18 protein-coding genes are annotated in these 16087 nt (G+C 64.5%); 8 read left to right on the top strand and 10 right to left on the bottom strand.

The genetic code is table 11. The annotated features are described in order from the left end of the window. Positions 1-4 precede the first annotated feature (4 nt). The 3 genes from K1177_RS18120 to recR are packed head-to-tail and all read left to right on the top strand — an operon-like array spanning position 5 to position 2706. A complete protein-coding gene (locus K1177_RS18120) occupies positions 5-1777 on the top strand; it encodes a DNA polymerase III subunit gamma/tau (protein WP_224705700.1) in 1773 nt (590 codons plus the stop codon). After that, positions 1774-2097, top strand: coding sequence for a YbaB/EbfC family nucleoid-associated protein (locus K1177_RS18115; protein WP_224705691.1), 324 nt, complete (start codon positions 1774-1776; stop codon positions 2095-2097). Before K1177_RS18120 ends, K1177_RS18115 begins: the two co-directional genes overlap by 4 nt. A 12-nt stretch (positions 2098-2109) precedes the next feature. Then, the gene (gene recR, locus K1177_RS18110; RefSeq protein WP_224705689.1) at positions 2110-2706 is read left to right on the top strand and encodes a recombination mediator RecR; all 597 of its coding nucleotides are present in this window, start codon (positions 2110-2112) and stop codon (positions 2704-2706) included. Here the strand turns inward: recR and K1177_RS18105 are convergent. Further along, complete coding sequence (locus K1177_RS18105; protein ID WP_224705687.1) at positions 2703-4130, bottom strand: DNA recombination protein RmuC; 1428 nt, start codon at positions 4128-4130, stop codon at positions 2703-2705. The genes recR and K1177_RS18105 overlap by 4 nt on opposite strands. A gap of 148 nt (positions 4131-4278) precedes the next feature. On the opposite strand from K1177_RS18105, the gene def reads away from it, so the two are divergent. Beyond that, a complete protein-coding gene (def, locus tag K1177_RS18100) occupies positions 4279-4794 on the top strand; it encodes a peptide deformylase (RefSeq protein WP_224705676.1) in 516 nt (171 codons plus the stop codon). A 129-nt stretch (positions 4795-4923) separates the two neighbouring features. Then, a complete protein-coding gene (gene fmt / locus K1177_RS18095; protein WP_224705674.1) occupies positions 4924-5844 on the top strand; it encodes a methionyl-tRNA formyltransferase in 921 nt (306 codons plus the stop codon). Here fmt and K1177_RS18090 read toward each other — a convergent pair. After that, positions 5837-6070 (bottom strand): methionyl-tRNA formyltransferase, encoded by a 234-nt coding sequence (locus K1177_RS18090; protein ID WP_224705664.1) that lies wholly within the window; start codon positions 6068-6070, stop codon positions 5837-5839. The genes fmt and K1177_RS18090 overlap by 8 nt on opposite strands. 11 nt (positions 6071-6081) lie before the next feature. Here K1177_RS18090 and truA point away from each other — a divergent pair, with 11 nt between their 5' ends. Beyond that, positions 6082-6825, top strand: a complete 744-nt coding sequence (gene truA / locus K1177_RS18085; RefSeq protein WP_224705862.1) for a tRNA pseudouridine(38-40) synthase TruA — start codon at positions 6082-6084, stop codon at positions 6823-6825. Here the strand turns inward: truA and K1177_RS18080 are convergent. From K1177_RS18080 to K1177_RS18055, 6 genes are all read right to left on the bottom strand, one after another. Further along, positions 6819-7385 carry a hypothetical protein gene (locus tag K1177_RS18080; RefSeq protein ID WP_224705662.1) on the bottom strand — a complete coding sequence of 189 codons (567 nt, stop codon included), beginning with the start codon at positions 7383-7385 and terminating at the stop codon, positions 6819-6821. The two genes, truA and K1177_RS18080, sit on opposite strands and share 7 nt — an antisense overlap. A gap of 16 nt (positions 7386-7401) precedes the next feature. Then, complete coding sequence (locus K1177_RS18075; RefSeq protein WP_224705660.1) at positions 7402-7944, bottom strand: hypothetical protein; 543 nt, start codon at positions 7942-7944, stop codon at positions 7402-7404. Then, entirely contained in the window at positions 7941-9098 is a 1158-nt protein-coding gene (gene dapE, locus K1177_RS18070) for a succinyl-diaminopimelate desuccinylase (protein WP_224705658.1), read from the bottom strand. The genes K1177_RS18075 and dapE overlap by 4 nt, the downstream gene beginning before the upstream one ends. Before the next feature lie 27 nt (positions 9099-9125). After that, positions 9126-9623, bottom strand: a complete 498-nt coding sequence (locus tag K1177_RS18065) for a DUF805 domain-containing protein (protein ID WP_224705656.1) — start codon at positions 9621-9623, stop codon at positions 9126-9128. A gap of 14 nt (positions 9624-9637) precedes the next feature. Then, complete coding sequence (gene dapD, locus K1177_RS18060; protein WP_224705654.1) at positions 9638-10480, bottom strand: 2,3,4,5-tetrahydropyridine-2,6-dicarboxylate N-succinyltransferase; 843 nt, start codon at positions 10478-10480, stop codon at positions 9638-9640. Between the two features lie 80 nt (positions 10481-10560). Beyond that, positions 10561-11388 carry a prephenate dehydratase gene (locus K1177_RS18055; RefSeq protein ID WP_224705652.1) on the bottom strand — a complete coding sequence of 276 codons (828 nt, stop codon included), beginning with the start codon at positions 11386-11388 and terminating at the stop codon, positions 10561-10563. A gap of 259 nt (positions 11389-11647) precedes the next feature. Here K1177_RS18055 and K1177_RS18050 point away from each other — a divergent pair, with 259 nt between their 5' ends. After that, entirely contained in the window at positions 11648-12421 is a 774-nt protein-coding gene (locus K1177_RS18050; RefSeq protein ID WP_224705644.1) for a c-type cytochrome, read from the top strand. A 77-nt stretch (positions 12422-12498) separates the two neighbouring features. Beyond that, positions 12499-13434 carry a 2-hydroxyacid dehydrogenase gene (locus tag K1177_RS18045; RefSeq protein WP_224705643.1) on the top strand — a complete coding sequence of 312 codons (936 nt, stop codon included), beginning with the start codon at positions 12499-12501 and terminating at the stop codon, positions 13432-13434. Positions 13435-13603: 169 nt separating this feature from the next. Here K1177_RS18045 and K1177_RS18040 read toward each other — a convergent pair whose 3' ends face one another. Together K1177_RS18040 and K1177_RS18035 are read right to left on the bottom strand one after the other, a co-directional pair. Then, entirely contained in the window at positions 13604-14533 is a 930-nt protein-coding gene (locus K1177_RS18040; RefSeq protein WP_224705641.1) for a bifunctional helix-turn-helix transcriptional regulator/GNAT family N-acetyltransferase, read from the bottom strand. A 55-nt stretch (positions 14534-14588) separates the two neighbouring features. Next, the gene (locus tag K1177_RS18035; RefSeq protein WP_224705639.1) at positions 14589-15932 is read right to left on the bottom strand and encodes a leucyl aminopeptidase family protein; all 1344 of its coding nucleotides are present in this window, start codon (positions 15930-15932) and stop codon (positions 14589-14591) included. Positions 15933-16087 lie beyond the last annotated feature (155 nt).

The raw sequence follows: 16087 nt of genomic DNA, 5'->3' as shown, positions 1-16087 counted from the left end.
CGAAATGGCTGGCTCCGATTCTGCATCATCGCCCTATCTCGTGCTTGCGCGGAAGTATCGCCCGCGCGACTTCACCACGCTCGTCGGCCAGGACGCCATGGTGCAGACGCTGGGCAATGCCTTTGCGCAGAACCGTATTCACCACGCCTTTATCCTGACCGGCGTGCGCGGCGTGGGCAAGACGACCACCGCCCGCATCCTGGCCCGTGCCTTCAACTATGAAGATGCCAGCGGCCCCCATCCTACGCTCGACCTGAGCGTGGAGGGCGAGCACTGTCGCGCCATCATCGAAGGCCGCCATGTCGACGTGATCGAAATGGACGCGGCCTCCAATACCGGCATTGGCGACATCCGCGAGATCATCGACTCGGTGAAATACGCGCCCTCCTCGGCGCCGTACAAAGTCTATGTCATCGACGAGGTGCACATGCTCTCCACGGCGGCCTTCAACGGGCTGCTCAAGACGCTGGAAGAGCCGCCGCCCTATGTGAAGTTCATCTTTGCCACCACCGAAATCCGCAAGGTACCGGTGACGATCCTGAGCCGCTGCATGCGGTTCGACCTGCGGCGCATCACGCCCGAGATCATGTCGGCCTATCTCGAATCGATCCTCAACCAGGAGGGGATCGGTTTTGAGCCAGAGGCGCTGGCAATGATCGTGCGGGCCGGCGAAGGGTCGGCGCGCGACAATCTGAGCCTGCTCGATCAGGCCATTGCGCATGGCAATGGCACGGTGACAGCCGCGACGGTCAAGGCCATGCTGGGCCTGGGCGACCGGGCCCGCATCATTGATCTGTTCGAAGAGCTGATGGGCGGCCGCATTGGCGACGCCATCAGCACCATGCGCAATCTGTATGATCTGGGCGCCGATCCGCAGACGCTGGTGGCCGACCTGGCCGACTTCACCCATCTGGTGACCCGCATCAAGGTCGTCCCGGCGGCTGCCGACGATGTCTCGCTGACGCCGGACGAGCGCCGCCGCGGTGCCGAACTGGCGGGCAAGCTGCCGATGCGTGCGCTGACGCGCGCCTGGCAGATCCTGTTCAAGGGCCATGAGGAAGTTTCGCGGGCCAACAATGGGCTGCAGGCGGCCGAAATGGCACTGATCCGGCTGGCTTATGCCGCCGATCTGCCAAGCCCGGACGATCTCATCGCCAAGCTGGCCAACCAGCCGGCGCCGGCCCCTGCCATGCCCAGCATGGCCCTGCCGCCGCGTAATGATCGCCCCTCGGGGCCGTCGGGTGGCGGCGCGTCCAGCGCCTCGGCCATGCGCATCGAACAGCCCGAGACGGTCGATGCGGTGGCGGCATCGCCCCAGATGCCGCAGGCAGTCGCCGTGCCCAAGCCGGCTTTGGCGACGGTGACCAGCTACAAGGATCTGATTGCCCTGGCCGGCGCCAAGCGCGACGTGCTGGTCAAGCTCGCGCTCGAAGGCTCGATGCGGCCGATTTCCTTTGAACAGGGCCGTATTGAAGTGGCGCTGATGGATGGCACCGATCCCGGCATCATCGCCACGCTTTCAGCACGGTTGCAGCTGTGGACTGGCGAGCGCTGGCTCGTCATGGTCTCGACCAAGCCGCCGGAAGGGCTGACGCTGCGCCAGGAGACCGAGCAGCGCAAGCAGGCGGCGCACGAAGCCGCCCATGCCGACCCGCTGGTCAAGGCCATTCTTGAGACATTTCCGGGCGCCAAGGTCGTCAATGTGACGGTGCGCGACGAGGCCGCTGCCGTGGTTGACGATCTGCCGCCCCCACCACCCGAAGAGGACGACGAATGAAAGACATCATGGGTATGATGAAGGCCGCCAGCGAAATGAAGGGCAAGATGGAGGCCATGCAGGCCCAGCTTGCCGAGCTGGTTGTGGAAGGCCGGTCCGGCGGCGGCATGGTCACCGTGTCGCTCAGCGGCAAGGGTGAAATGAAGGGCATCAAAATCGATCCGTCCCTGTTCAAGGACGACGATGTCGAAGTGCTCGAAGACCTGATCATTGCCGCGCACAACGACGCCAAGGCCAAGAGCGAGGCCGAGATGCAGAGCAAGATGGCCGAGGTCACGGCAGGCCTTCCCCTGCCGCCCGGCATGAAGTTTCCGTTTTAGGCTGCCGCTCAATTGGCCAATGGTGGACCCGAGATTGAACAGCTGATCCAGCTGATGGCGCGCCTGCCGGGCTTTGGCCCGCGCTCGGCGCGGCGGGCTGTGCTGCAGCTGATCAAGAAGAAGGACCAGCTGATGATCCCGCTGTCGGCGGCGCTGGACCGCGCCGTGGCAGCGGTGTGCACCTGCGAAGTGTGCGGCAATGTCGATACGGTCAGCCCCTGCACCATCTGCGCCGATCCCCGGCGGGCCGAGAGTGGCATGCTGATCGTGGTCGAGGATGTGGCTGACCTGTGGGCCCTGGAACGGGCCGGCGTTGGCGCCGTGCGCTACCACGTGCTGGGCGGCGTGCTGTCCCCGCTAGATGGCGTCGGTCCCGATGACATCAGCATCGATGCCCTGATCCGGCGGGCGCCGGAGTTCCGCGAGATCGTGCTGGCCGTCAACGCCACCGTCGAAGGCCAGACCACGGCGCATTATATCACCGACCGGCTCAGCGGGCAGAACCTGACCATCACCCGGCTGGCGCATGGCGTGCCCATGGGCGGCGAGCTGGATTATCTGGACGAAGGCACGCTCAGCCAGGCGCTCAAGGCCCGCACCAGCCTCTAGGCGAGATCGCCGGGATCATCGGCAACCAGGCGCAGCGTGGGCGCGTCGGCAGGTGAGCCGCCCTCGGAACTCTCCCAGCCGGCCGGGATCGCCCGGCTCGACTTGGCGCCCAGTTCGCGCAGCATTTCCACCTGGCGCACGACATTGCCCTTGCCGCTGACCAACTGGCCACGCGCGTCGTCAAAGCTGCTGCGCGCCTTTTCGAGATGGCCATCGAGCTTGTCCATGCTGCCCAGAAAGCCCACGACCTTGTCGTAGAGCGCGCCGGCGCGGCTGGCGATTTCCTCGGCGTTGCGGTGGCGTTTCTCGATATCCCAGACATTGCGCACCGTGCGCAGCACGGTCATCAGCGTGGTGGGCGTGGTCAGCATGACGCCCTGGCTCATGCCATATTCGACCAGCTTGGCGTCGGCCTGGATAGCGGTGGCTAGGGCGGATTCGATGGGCACGAACATCATCACATAATCGAGGCTGCTGCGCGCATGGCGCTGATAGGTCTTTTCGCCCAGCGTGCGGATATGGCTGCGAATGGAGACGATATGGGCCTGCAAATGCTGGCTTTTTGCCTCGTCCTCGGCATTCACATAGGCCTCGAAAGCGGTCAGCGAGACCTTGGAATCAATTACCAGCCGGTCATTGTTGGGCATCAGCACTTCGACATCGGTGCGGACCCGGCTGCCGTCCTCGGCGGTGTGGCTGGTCTGGGTGACGAACTCCTCGCCTTCGCGCAGGCCCGAGCCTTCGAGGATGGTGGAGAGGATCATTTCGCCCCAGGCGCCCTGGGTTTGCGAATTGCCCTTGAGCGCACGGGTGAGGTTCTGCGCCTCGGTGGTGATCTGCAAATTGCTAGCGCTCAAAGCCCGGATCTGTTCACCCATGGTGGCACGATCCCGTAGCAGTTCGCTCTGAAATGCTACGATCTTGTCATTGAGCGGTTTGAGCAGATTGTCGACCTGCTCGCGGTTCTGCTTGGAGAAGGTTTCGCCATGGCTCTTGAGCACGTCGCCTGCAATGGCCTTGAACTCGTCGGTCATGTGCTGGCGCGCCTCGAGGAAGCGCTGGAGATTTTCGGCAGACTGCTTTTCCTGCTCGGCCATGCGGGCGCGCAGGCCCGAGACTTCGCCCAGAAGATCCGCATTGCGACTGCGTTCGGCGTCGAGCAGGCCCTCGCCGCGCTGGCGCTCCTGCTGGATCTGGCGGACCAGCTCTTCGATGCGGCGGTCGCGTTCGGCGATCTGGGCCTGGAAATTGCTGCGCAGCTGGTCGGAAGCCTGTTGGGCGGCGGCCTCAGCCCGCGCGGCACTGGCGCGCATGGTTGAGATCACGGCAATGCCAAGGCCCAGGGCGAGCAGGAGCCCGGCGGCCAGGGCGGCCGTGGCGGTGGTGATCGGCCAGTCGCCGAGCATGAAGAGCTGAGTGTCCATCCCGACACACTAGCCGATTCGAGGCGTTGCCATAATGTTCCGGGGACATGACAGGGCGCATCGGGCGGTCGAGATGGCCACGACAGTTGACCCGGCGCGCGGAAATACCATATCGAGAGGCAATTCCCCTTTCGCCGGACCAACACACATGGCTATCCGCCCCATTCTTGTCATTCCTGATGCGCGCCTGCGGGCCGTCACCGATCCGATCGATACGGTCGATGACTCCATCAAGGAACTGGCCAAGGACATGCTCGACACCATGTATGACGCGCCCGGCATCGGCCTGGCCGCGCCGCAGATCGGCGTGATGAAGCGCATCGTGGTGATGGATCTGGCCGGCGAGGATGAGACCCCCACGCCGCTGGTGATGATCAACCCCGAGATCACCCATTTCGGCGAGCAGATGCAGGTGACCGAGGAAGGGTGCCTGTCGATCCCCGAGCTCTACTATGAAGTCGAGCGCCCCAATGAGGTGACGGTGACCTATACCGACCTCGAAGGCAAAGAGGTTACGCTGGAAGCCGAGGGCAAGCTGGCCGTCTGCATCCAGCATGAGCTCGATCACCTCGATGGCGTGCTCTATATCGACTATCTCAGCCGCCTCAAGCGCGACCGGGTGATCAAGAAGTTCGAAAAGGCCGCCAAGCGCGCTGCCGGCTAGGCCCGCGCCGCACAAGCGTTGACGACCATTATCACCGGGCTTGTCCCGGTGATCCATTTCTGGCCGGCATCACGCCATGCCTATTCGGAATGACTGAGGGCAAAAGGCCCTGACCGAGGAGCCGCCACTATGCGCATCGTCTTCATGGGAACGCCGGAGTTCTCCGTTCCGACCCTGACCGAGATCGTCTCGTCGGGCCATGAGGTGGTTGCCGTCTATACGCGTGCGCCCAAGCCCGCCGGGCGTGGGCAAGAAGAGCGCAAGTCGCCCGTGCATGTCGCAGCCGAGGGCTTTGGCATTCCCGTGTTCACGCCGCGCTCGCTCAAGGGCGAGGACGAACAGGCAGCCTTTGCCGCACTCGATGCCGATCTGGGCGTGGTGGTGGCCTATGGCCTGCTGCTGCCCAAGCCGGTGCTGGATGCGCCGCGGCTGGGCTGCATCAATTTGCATGGCTCGCTGCTGCCGCGCTGGCGCGGCGCAGCGCCCATCCAGCGCGCCGTGATGGCTGGCGATGCCCAGACGGGCGTACAGGTGATGCAGATGGAAGAAGGTCTCGATACCGGACCGATCGGCCTGGGCGAAGTGATTGCCATCACCCCCGACATGACGGCCGGCGAGCTGCACGACACCATGATGCGGGTGGGCGCGGACCTGATGGGCCGGGCGCTGGCGGCCCTGGAGCGCGGCAGCCTCGATTTCACGCCGCAGGCTGAAGACGGAACGGTCTATGCCAAGAAGATCGAGAAGGCCGAGAGCCGGATCGACTGGTCGCTGCCGGCCGAGACGGTGCACAACCATATCCGCGGCCTCTCCCCCTTCCCCGGCGCCTGGTTCGAAATCGAGCTGGGCGGCAAGCCGGTGCGGGTCAAGGCCCTTCGCTCGACGCTCGCCAGCGGCAGCGGCGCGCCCGGTACGCTGGGCAAGGATCTGACCATTGCCTGCGGCAGCGGCGCCGTGCGCCTGACGCAGGTGCAGCGCGAGGGCAAAGGCGCCATGGATGCGGCGACGTTCCTGCGCGGCGCCGGCACGTTGCCTGCCAGCGTTAGGTGATGGCGAAAGCCTTGCGAAGGATTGCCACCAGCTCAATGGCTCCTTCTCGGTCCAGCTGGATAGTTTGCGAGAGCTTGCCTGGCATCTCCCTGTCGGGACTGCCGTAGGTGTTAATTTGCACGAACCCCCTGCCATCTCGTTCAAAGACGGCGTACTTCGCTTCTACCTCTCCTTGAAGCTGGTATCTTTCGGCATCGAGCCTCTCGAATTTACGCAACAAGACCAAAGGGACCTCCTATTTCTACTTTCCGTTATAAGCTCACCATCGAATATGACGGAACCCCGTTTTCCGGCTGGCAGCGCCAGGCCGATCGGCCCAGCGTGCAGCAGGCGCTGGAAGAAGCCATCGGCCGCATGTCAGGCGAGACTGTCACCATCCAGGCGGCGGGGCGCACGGACGCGGGTGTGCATGCCCTGGGCCAGGTGGTGCATGTCGACCTCAGCAAGGATTGGGACCCGTTCCGTATCCGCGAGGCGCTGAACTACCACCTGCGGCCCGATCCGGTCGCAGTGCTGCAGGTGGAGGCGGTGGACGAGCGCTTTGAAGCGCGGTTCTCGGCCACCGCCCGTCACTACGAATATCGCATCCTCAATCGTCGGGCGCCGGCGGTGATGGAGCGCCAGCAGGTGTGGCATGTGCCCATGCCGCTGGATGCCGATGCCATGGACCACGCGGCCGGGATGATCCTGGGCAAGCATGATTTCACCACCTTCCGTTCTGCGGAATGCCAGGCCAATTCACCGGTGCGGACGCTCGATGTCTTCGGCGTCCGGCGGGAACTGGACCATATCGTGGTGACGGCCAGCGCCCGCAGCTTCCTGCATCACCAGGTGCGCTCGATGGTTGGCTCGCTCAAGCTCGTCGGGGAAGGCAAATGGTCGCCTGACGATTTCCGTGCCGCGCTCGATGCGCGGCAGCGCAGCCGTTGCGGCGCCATGGCGCCACCCGACGGGCTCTATCTGACGCGCGTGGACTACTGAGGCATGGGCGGAACGCCCACAAAGAGCGACACGATCACCAGGGCCAGGAACACGCCGACAGCCTGGGACAGGAAGAGGATGCCGATCTGCATCGGCTTCAGCGTCACCACGAAACGCCCCACATTGATGAAGCTGGCGATGGCAAGGATCACCACCAGGATCAGCACGAGGCTGCCCAGTGGGCCCAGAATGGCCGAGATCAGCATCAGGACCGCGGTCGCCAGGGTCACCCAGTTGGACGCCACCAGATAGGGCACGAAGCCGTCTGTGCGCCCCATCTGGCGCAGCGCCAGAAAAGCGGTGCCGCCTTGGGCAACATAGAGCAGCAGGTTGACCAGGATGGCCTGTGTCGAGGCGCCCGGCGGGGATTGAATGCCGCTCAGCATCGGGCCAAAGCCGGCGAGGGCCACGGCCAGCAACACCGCGATCAGGCTCCCGACAAGGCCGCGCTGGCTGAAGTCGAAGTAATCGGGGGCGTTGCGCTTGCCGGTCAACAGGGCCACGCAGCCACGCGCTGCGGCCGTCAATTCATCGAGGAAGGTCGGGGTCGGCTGGGCCAAGGCGCATCTCGATCAATCAGACAAGGGAAGCAGCGAAGTTGGAGACCATGTAGAGCGCCATGCGCAGGGCGACAAGCAGCACGAAGGTCAAAACTGCAGAACCGGCCGAAATAGCCGCATGCCAGCCCATTGCAACACGCATCAGGCAATAGAGCAGATAGGCAACGCCCACCCAGGCCAGCATGACGAGCGGCCCGGCAAACAGCGCCAGCAAGCCTTCGGCGAGCAGCAAGGCCGTGAGCGCATAGACACCGGGCACCAGGGCCGGCAGCAACGGCTGGGTGTCGTTGAGCATCTTGCGCGTGCCCAGTAGCACCAGCACGAAGGCCAGGATGGGCAGGGCCAGCACGGCCATGGCCGCGATGACGCCGCCAATGCCGGGCATGCCGATGCTCATCGAGGTGAGCGCAACCGCCAGGAAGGCAACAAAGGCATAGAGCAGCAGCGCCGTGACCAGGCCCGGGGTCGTGAGCGCAAACTGGCTACGCCAGCCCGGATGACCCTGCACGATCAGCCGCCAGCCGGTTGCAGCGCGCGAAAGAATGCTCAGGCTTTTCATGGCTGCACCGCGAAAAAGCCCTGCATGAAACGCCGATAGATCTCGGCGAGACCTTCGAGGTCACTGAGGGCAATATGCTCATCGGCCTTGTGCATGGAGGGGCCGACAAGGCCGCATTCCACCACCGGGCCATATTGGGCGATGAAGCGGGCATCCGACGTGCCGCCGCCTGTCGAATACTCAGGGCGCTTGCCGGTGACATCAGCGATGGTACTGGCGAGCACGTCGACATCGGCGCTCAGGGGTGAGAGGAACGAGCGGGACGGCACGCCGGCCACGGCAAACTCGACGCGTGTTCCGCGGGGATCGACCGTGGCAATGCGCTGCCGCACCCAGTCGGCCAAAGTCTGGGGCGTCCACAGATCATTGTAGCGGATGTTGAAGCGGATGGTACCGGCGGCCGGGATGACGTTGGAGATGTCGTTGCCGACATCGATGGAGTTAACTTCGAGATTGGTGGCCGGGAAGTGCGCCGTGCCGGTATCAATGGTGGTGTCGAGCGCGGTCACCAGCTGCGCCAGCACCGGCAGGGGATTGTTGGCCTTGTCGGGATAGGCGACATGGCCCTGGGTGCCTGAGACCGTGATGCGGCCCGACAGCGAACCGCGCCGGCCGATCTTGATGCTGTCGCCCAGCGTGCTGGCCGAACTGGGTTCGCCGACGATGGCGAAATCGAAATGGTGCTGCTGCGCGCTCGCCCAGGCCATCAGCTTTTCGGTGCCATTGATGGCGTCGGCTTCCTCGTCATTGGTGATGGCGAGCTGGATGGTTCCCGCCTCGGGCGGAATGGCGGCGCAAGCGGCGACGAAAGCGGCGATGCCCGACTTCATGTCGGCGGCGCCGCGGCCAAACAGCTTGCCGTCGGCCTCGCGCGGGACAAAGGGATCGCTGGTCCAGGTCGCCAGATCGCCGGGCGGCACAACGTCGGTATGGCCGGCGAACAGCAGGCGACGCCCAGCATTGCCGCGGGTGGCAAAGAGGTTGTCGACCGGATAGGAGCCGTCACCGTCGAAGCGCAGGCGGGTCACAGCAAAGCCCAGGCCTGTCAGTTCGGTTTCCAACACATCGAGCGCACCGGCCTCATGCGGGGTGACCGACGGGCAGGCGATCAATTGCTTGAGCAGCGCAATGGCCCGACCTGAAACATCTGTCATCGGCAATTGCTCCCCTGTTTGGGTGGTTCAGGCGTCACCATAGCCCAGTGGATCGGGGCCATAGCTGTTGGGGCCACGCGTGCCGCTAAGAAAGCCCAGCTGCACCAGCAGCACCAGGCTCCAGATGCCCTGGACGGTGCCCAGGATGCCTGTGAGCAGCGTGCCGCCCTGCCCGGCCAGCACCAGCAGCTGCGTAACAATGGCCAGCGCCGTGAACACCACGACGTCGATGCCGGAGACATTGCGATCGCGCCGGCGCTTGATGGCCAGAATGGTCATGGGCACGGCCGAGAGCAGGCTGAGCAGCAGCGAGGGCAGCGGCGCCAGCACGAAGACGGTGCGCATGAACTGCTGCTGGAGCTGGCCGTCGACCTCGACAGACCCCGACTGCGTCTGGCTGTTGCCGAACCCCAGGTTCATCAGCAACACGGACAGCACGATGTTAAGAACGGCGACGAGCAGGAGCCCCAGCCAGAACCGCTGCCGGTTGATGCGACCATCGAGTGAAAACAGCAGCTTGAGCATGGGCCTGATCCCGATCAGTCGCGCAGGAGATCGTTGATGCCCGTCTTGGAGCGGGTCTGGGCGTCTACCGTCTTGACGATGACAGCGCAGTAAAGGTTCGGGCCGGGCTGGCCATTGGGCAGCGGCTTGCCGGGGAGCGAACCGGAGACCACCACGGAATAGGGCGGCACCTTGCCGATGTGGATCTCGCCGGTGGCACGGTCGACAATCTTGGTGGAGGCGCCGATGAAGACGCCCATCGAGATCACCGAGCCCTCACCCACCACGACGCCTTCGACCACTTCGGAGCGGGCGCCAATGAAGCAATTGTCCTCGATGATGACCGGACCGGCCTGCAGCGGCTCGAGCACGCCGCCGATGCCGACGCCGCCCGAAATATGCACATTCTTGCCGATCTGGGCGCAGGAGCCGACGGTGACCCAGGTGTCCACCATAGTGCCCTCGCCCACATAGGCGCCCAGGTTCACAAAGCTGGGCATGAGCACGACATTGCGGGCGATATGGGCGGAGTGGCGGACAATGGCGCCGGGGACAGCACGGAAGCCGGCCCCGCGGAACGTGTTCTCGCTCCAGCCCTCGAACTTGGTGGGCACCTTGTCCCAATAGGACGAGCCGCCCGGCGCGCCTTCGATCAGCTTGTTGTCGTTGAGGCGGAATGACAGCAGCACGGCCTTCTTGAGCCACTGGTTGACCTGCCAGGCGCCATCGACCTTTTCGGCGACACGGGCCTTGCCGGAATCGAGCAGGCTCAGCGCCTCTTCCACGGCCTCGCGCACGGCACCGGTGGTGCCGAAGTTGATCTCGGCGCGGGCCTCGAAGGCGTCATCAATGATCTTGGCAAGATCGGCGTGCGACATGACAGTTTCCTTAGTGCGTTGCGGGCGGACCATAGCGGTGGCCCATCCGGTGTCAATTGGGCGGCGGGTTTGGGGCAGGCCTAGCGATTGTCCGCGGCGGGGTAGACACCCAGCACCCGCATGGAATCGGTGAAGAAATCGAGTTCCTCAAAGGCGTGGATGACGCCGGCATCGCTGGGATGGCCCTCGATGTCGGCATAGAACTGGGTCGCGGTGAAATTGCCGTCGACCATATAGCTCTCCAGCTTGGTCATGTTGATGCCATTGGTGGCAAATCCGCCCATGGCCTTGTAGAGCGCGGCAGGGACGTTGCGGACGCGGAAGACGAAGGTGGTCTTGACCTTGCTGCCTTGCGGCGCGCGCTTCTCGTGGGGCGACAGCACCAAAAAGCGCGTGGTGTTGTGGGCGGCATCCTCGATATTGGTCGCCAGCACGTTCAGCCCGTAGATCTCGCCAGCCAGGCGCGAGGCGATGGCGGCAACCGACTTGTCACCCTTTTCGGCGACTTCGCGCGCGGAGCCCGCGGTGTCGACGGCATTGATGGTGCGGAAGCCGTTTTCGCTGATGAAGCGGCGGCACTGGCCCAGGGCCACAGAGAGCGACTGCACGGATTTGATGTCGTCCAGCGTCGCGCCCGGCACACCCAGAAGGGTCATCTCCACGCGCAGAAAGGTTTCGCCGATGATGAAGAGCCCGCTTTCGGGCAGCAGGTGGTGGATATCGGTGATGCGGCCATATAGCGAGTTCTCGACCGGCACCACGGCATAGTCGGCGCGGCCGGACTGCACAGCGGCGATGGTCTCCTCGAACGTGACGCAGCCCAGCATCTCCTGTCCGGGGAAGACATTGTTGGCGGCGGCATTGCTGAAAGCGCCGGGCTCGCCCTGGAAGGCAATCTTGTGGGTCATCTGCAGGTCCGTTCGTAAATGGCCGTTGGCTTTTGAACCCGGCACCTGATGGAGTCAATTCGCAGCTGAAACCCATGGCATGCAGGTGCCTGTGGGGGAATTGTCGCACTACGGCTTTGCACGGTTGCGCCACAACGACCTTGCGACTATCTTCCGCGCGCGTCGTGCACCGCTGTTGAGGCGATTTTCCGTTTGGACAATCGAAAGTTGGGCGGTGTTCGGCTATCGTCCTGGCGGGATGGACTGGCAGAGAGACCAAATGGATTCGTTCGAACTAAACAAGATCATGGGCGCCGTTCTGGGCACTCTACTGTTTGTCATGGGTGTCGGCTTCGTTGCCGAGGCCGTGTATCACCCCATTGAAGGCCGCGGCCCGGGCTATGCCCTGCCCGAGCCCGAAGTCGCCGATGCCGGTGCCGCCACGGAAGCGCCTGCCGAAGTGCCGCTGGCCGTGCTGCTGGCCAGCGCCGACCCGGCCAAGGGCGCCAATGACGTCAAGAAGTGCCAGTCCTGCCATAACTTTGGCGAGGGCGAGCCGAACAAGCAGGGCCCGCATCTGTATGATGTGGTTGGCCGCGCCGAAGGCAGCGTTCCCGATTTCGCCTATTCCGATGGCATGAAAGAGCACAATGCCAATGGCGATGTGTGGACCTATGAGAACCTCAACGCCTTCCTGACCAAGCCCAGCGCCTATGTGAAGGGCACCAAGATGAACTTTGCCGGTATCCGCACTGCCGAAGAGCGCGCCGATATCCTGGCCTATCTGCAGACCCTGTCGGCCAATCCGGTGCCGTTCCCTGCGCCGGAAGCCGCACCGGCCGCCGAAGCTGCGCCGGCCGCTGACGCCGCTGCCCCTGCTGCAACGACGGAGGCCGCACCGGCTGCCGCAACGGAAGCCGCCCCCGCTGCCAGCACGGAAGCTGCACCTGCAGCCACCACCGAGGCTGAGCCTGCGGCCGCGACCGAAGCTGCGCCGGCCGCGACCACCGAAGCCGCACCCGCTGCTGCGGCGCCGGCAACCACGGCCCAATAAGACAGTTCGTCGTCTGAGCTTAATTCAGAGCCGCGCCCGAATACGGCGCGGCTCTTTGTTGTTTGAGGAGACCAATCATGCTGCTGCTGCACCTGTCCGATGTCGATGAAAACAGCTGGGCGACAAAGCTGCGCGACGCGCTGGGCGGCTACCGTGTGGTGCAACGCGGCGATGATTTCGACCCCAGGGAAGTGCGCTACATCTTTGTATGGAAGCCCAAGGCGGATGCCTTTGACGGGCTCACCGGGCTCAGGGCCATCCTGTCGCTGGGGGCCGGCGTAGATGCCCTGCTCAAGCACAAGGCCCTGCCCGACGCACCCATCGTGCGTTTTGTCGATGCCGACCTCAGCCAGCGCATGAGCGACTATGTGGTGGCCCATGTGACCATGCATCACCGGCTCTATACCCGGTTCCGGGCGGACCAGACGGCGCGGCGCTGGACGCAGCTCTATCCGCCGGCAGCCAGCGAAACCACGGTGGGCATCATGGGCATGGGCGTATTGGGTCAGGACGCCGCCAAGCGCCTGCTGCCGCTCGGCTTCACCCTGCGCAGCTGGAGCCGCACGCCCAAGACCATCGACGGCGTGACCGGCTTCGCCGGGCAGGAGAATTTTGACGACTTCCTCGCGGGTACCGATATCCTGGTCAATCTGCTGCCGCTGACGCCGGAGACGACGGGCATTCTCAACCTGGAAACATTCCGCAAGCTAAGGCGCAAGCTCGATGGGGGCCCGGCCATCGTCAATGCCGCGCGGGGCGGACACCAGAAAGAGGCCGACATCGTCGCTGCCCTCACAGACGGCACGCTGGGCGCTGCGAGCCTTGATGTGTTCGAGACCGAACCACTGCCGCAGGACAGCCCGCTGTGGGCCATCGAGAACTGCTACATCACGCCCCATATTGCCGCGATCAGCAGCGAGACGACCGGCGTCCGCTATTTCAGCCAGATGATCCGCGACCATGAGGCCGGCAAGCCGCTGATCAATGTCGTGGATCGCCAGCGCGGCTATTAGGTCGTTTCGAGGTCAGACTGATCGGGTTGCATCGTCGCCCTTCCCTTGAGGAAAAGGCAGGCTGGGAGGCCTGTACGCCGCCGATGGACCCCCTCCCTCGGTCCCTCCCCTCAAGGGGGAGGGATGCAAAGGAGGCGCAAATCCACTGCGGAGCGGACTGGCCTGGTGCTCAGAGGGTCAGCTCCCAGATCTCGCCCTCAAGGTCCTTGCCGAAATTGGTCTCGGGCATGGTCTCGACGATACGGAAGCCAGCGCCGGCATAGAGCTTGCGGGCCGATGCCTGGTTGGCATGCGTCCACAGCCGCATGCGCTGGTAGCCATTCTGGCGGGCAAAGCCGACGGCCTGGGCGACCAGCGCTGCGCCGACGCCCTGGCCGCGGGCGACCGGCTCGACATAGAGCATGCGCAGTTGGGCAGACCCGGCCAGACCTTCAGAGGGCATGACAAAGATCGAGCCGATGATGGCGTCATCTTGCTCGGCAATCCACAGCCGCTTGGCCGGCGCATCCGGCGCGCGCTCAAATTCACTGTAGATGCCGGCGATCAGGGCCTCGAACGCGATATTCCAGCCGAACTGCTCGTTGTAGATGATGCCCTGGCGATGGATGAGCCAGCCCAGGTCGCCAATGCGGTGGTCGCGGATCACCACCGGCCCGCGCGTGAGCGCGCTATCGCGCAGGAGACGACGGACGGTGCGCATGGCATCGACCAGTTCGCGCTTCTGGCTGTCGGCAAGGCCGTGAATCTGACTGGCAACCGCATCGTGGGAGCGCGTATTGAGGCGCCGCGCGATGAGATCGCCATCAGGGGTGAGGGCAATGGTGTTGCTGCGCCTGTCGCCGGGCGTGGGTGATACGGCGGTCAGGCCCGCTTCAACGAATTTGGTCAGCATGCGGCTCAAATAGCCGCCATCCATGCGCAGTTCCTGCACCAGATCCCGGGCTGTCACATACCCCTTGGCATTGATCTCGTAGATCACCCGCGCCTCTGGCAGGCTGAGCGGCCCGTCGGCAAAATGCTCCTCCAGCAGGCCAATCTGGCGTGTGTAGAAGCGGTTGAACGCACGGATTTCGTCGATCTGCCCGGTCGTGTCGCTCATGATGTTGCCCCATGCCATTTGCTGACATGGTCAACATTATAGTTGCCAAAGTCAACTATCTTCCATAGCGGTCCGACAACAAGCCAAAGACGGCGCGGATGCCCTGGTCGGTGCCGCCATGGCTGCGCCCGGCGCGAGCCTCGGGCGCCCAGCCATAAATGTCGAGATGGACCCAGGCTGCGGCGTTGGCAACAAAGCGGCGCAGGAACAGGGCGGCTGTCACAGAGCCAGCAAAGCCGCCGGCGCCCGCGTTGTTCACGTCGGCAACCTTCGAATTCATCATGGCGTCATAGGGCGACCACAGGGGCATGTGCCAGAGCGGATCATCGCTACGCAGGCCGGAGGCCATCAGCGCGGCGGCGAGGCTGTCGTCGGTGCTGTAGAGGGGGGGCAGCTCGGGCCCGAGCGCGACGCGGGCGGCGCCGGTCAGCGTTGCCATGTCGAGCAGCAGTTCGGGCGCTTCCTCGTCGGCCAGAGCCAAGGCATCAGCCAGGATCAGGCGGCCCTCGGCATCAGTGTTGCCGATCTCGACCGTGAGGCCCTTGCGCGAGCGCAGGACGTCGCCCGGACGGAAGGCCGAGGCGGAGATGGCGTTCTCGACAATGGGGATGAGCACGCGCAGGCGCAGCTTGAGACCGGCCGAGACGATGGCGTGGGCCAGACCCAGCACATTGGCGGCGCCGCCCATGTCCTTTTTCATCAGCAGCATGCCCGAGGACGGCTTGATGTCGAGCCCACCGGTGTCGAAGGTGACGCCCTTGCCCACCAGGGTGACCTTGGGGTGAGCGGGATCGCCCCATGTCAGGTCGACCAGCCGGGGGGCTTCGGCAGCGGCGCGGCCAACAGCGTGAATCATGGGAAATCCGGCCGCCAGCAGGTCGTCGCCGCGCGTCACGGCGCAATCCATGCCGCGGGCGGCGGCGAATTCGGCAATGAAGGCTTCGAGGGCATCGGGGCCCAGATCATTGGCCGGGGTGTTGATGAGGTCCCGGGCGATGCCAGCCGCCTCGACGAGGCGATCGACCTCATCGGCATCGGCACCCTGTGGCAGCACCAGTGTCGGGCCGGGTTTGGCCGCGCGGTAGCGATCGAAGCGATAGGCGCCCAGGCGAAAGGCCAGAGCGGCAAAGCCGGGATCGCCAAAAGCACCTTCGAGCGCATAGTCGCCCGCCGGCAGCGCAGCGGCCGCCAGGCCGAGGACCATGGTCGGGCGCCCTTCCGCCGGGCCCATGCCGAAGAGATAGCCGCCCAGACCCGCCTGCCCGTCCGGCAGCGGCAACAATCGGCCGCGTTGGCCGGAGAAGCCATTGGCCTCCGCCCAGCCGACCTGGTCCGGCGTCAAGCCGGCTGCCGCCAGACCGTTTTCAGACACGCAGATGACGGGCAATGCGGCGGGCATGGACGACTCCGATTGGGCTGGTTTGTCCCTCGCTTGTATCGGTGGGTCGGGAGCGCCGCAACAGCGCCAGCGCGGGCTTTAACGCGGTGTTAGGGTTAATGATTTATTCCAATGGCATGGGGCCGTGCCCCAAAAAGTCTGTCGCGTGACCGCTG

Source organism: Devosia aquimaris (genome assembly GCF_020169335.1).
GTDB lineage: Bacteria > Pseudomonadota > Alphaproteobacteria > Rhizobiales > Devosiaceae > Devosia > Devosia aquimaris.
Note: the sequence above shows the minus strand (reverse complement) of the source record. Positions and strands in the feature narration are given on the sequence as shown.

Excerpts from the sequence above, each read along its gene's own strand:
- K1177_RS18075 (WP_224705660.1), bottom strand. The coding sequence starts at position 7,944 with ATGAAAAGCCTGAGCATTCTTTCGCGCGCTGCAACCGGCTGGCGGCTG.
- fmt (WP_224705674.1), top strand. The coding sequence starts at position 4,924 with ATGCGCATCGTCTTCATGGGAACGCCGGAGTTCTCCGTTCCGACCCTG.
- K1177_RS18040 (WP_224705641.1), bottom strand. The coding sequence starts at position 14,533 with ATGAGCGACACGACCGGGCAGATCGACGAAATCCGTGCGTTCAACCGC.
- K1177_RS18120 (WP_224705700.1), top strand. The coding sequence starts at position 5 with ATGGCTGGCTCCGATTCTGCATCATCGCCCTATCTCGTGCTTGCGCGG.
- K1177_RS18105 (WP_224705687.1), bottom strand. The coding sequence starts at position 4,130 with ATGGACACTCAGCTCTTCATGCTCGGCGACTGGCCGATCACCACCGCC.
- K1177_RS18045 (WP_224705643.1), top strand. The coding sequence starts at position 12,499 with ATGCTGCTGCTGCACCTGTCCGATGTCGATGAAAACAGCTGGGCGACA.
- K1177_RS18065 (WP_224705656.1), bottom strand. The coding sequence starts at position 9,623 with ATGCTCAAGCTGCTGTTTTCACTCGATGGTCGCATCAACCGGCAGCGG.
- K1177_RS18035 (WP_224705639.1), bottom strand. The coding sequence starts at position 15,932 with ATGCCCGCCGCATTGCCCGTCATCTGCGTGTCTGAAAACGGTCTGGCG.
- dapD (WP_224705654.1), bottom strand. The coding sequence starts at position 10,480 with ATGTCGCACGCCGATCTTGCCAAGATCATTGATGACGCCTTCGAGGCC.
- dapE (WP_224705658.1), bottom strand. The coding sequence starts at position 9,098 with ATGACAGATGTTTCAGGTCGGGCCATTGCGCTGCTCAAGCAATTGATC.
- def (WP_224705676.1), top strand. The coding sequence starts at position 4,279 with ATGGCTATCCGCCCCATTCTTGTCATTCCTGATGCGCGCCTGCGGGCC.
- K1177_RS18115 (WP_224705691.1), top strand. The coding sequence starts at position 1,774 with ATGAAAGACATCATGGGTATGATGAAGGCCGCCAGCGAAATGAAGGGC.
- K1177_RS18055 (WP_224705652.1), bottom strand. The coding sequence starts at position 11,388 with ATGACCCACAAGATTGCCTTCCAGGGCGAGCCCGGCGCTTTCAGCAAT.
- K1177_RS18050 (WP_224705644.1), top strand. The coding sequence starts at position 11,648 with ATGGATTCGTTCGAACTAAACAAGATCATGGGCGCCGTTCTGGGCACT.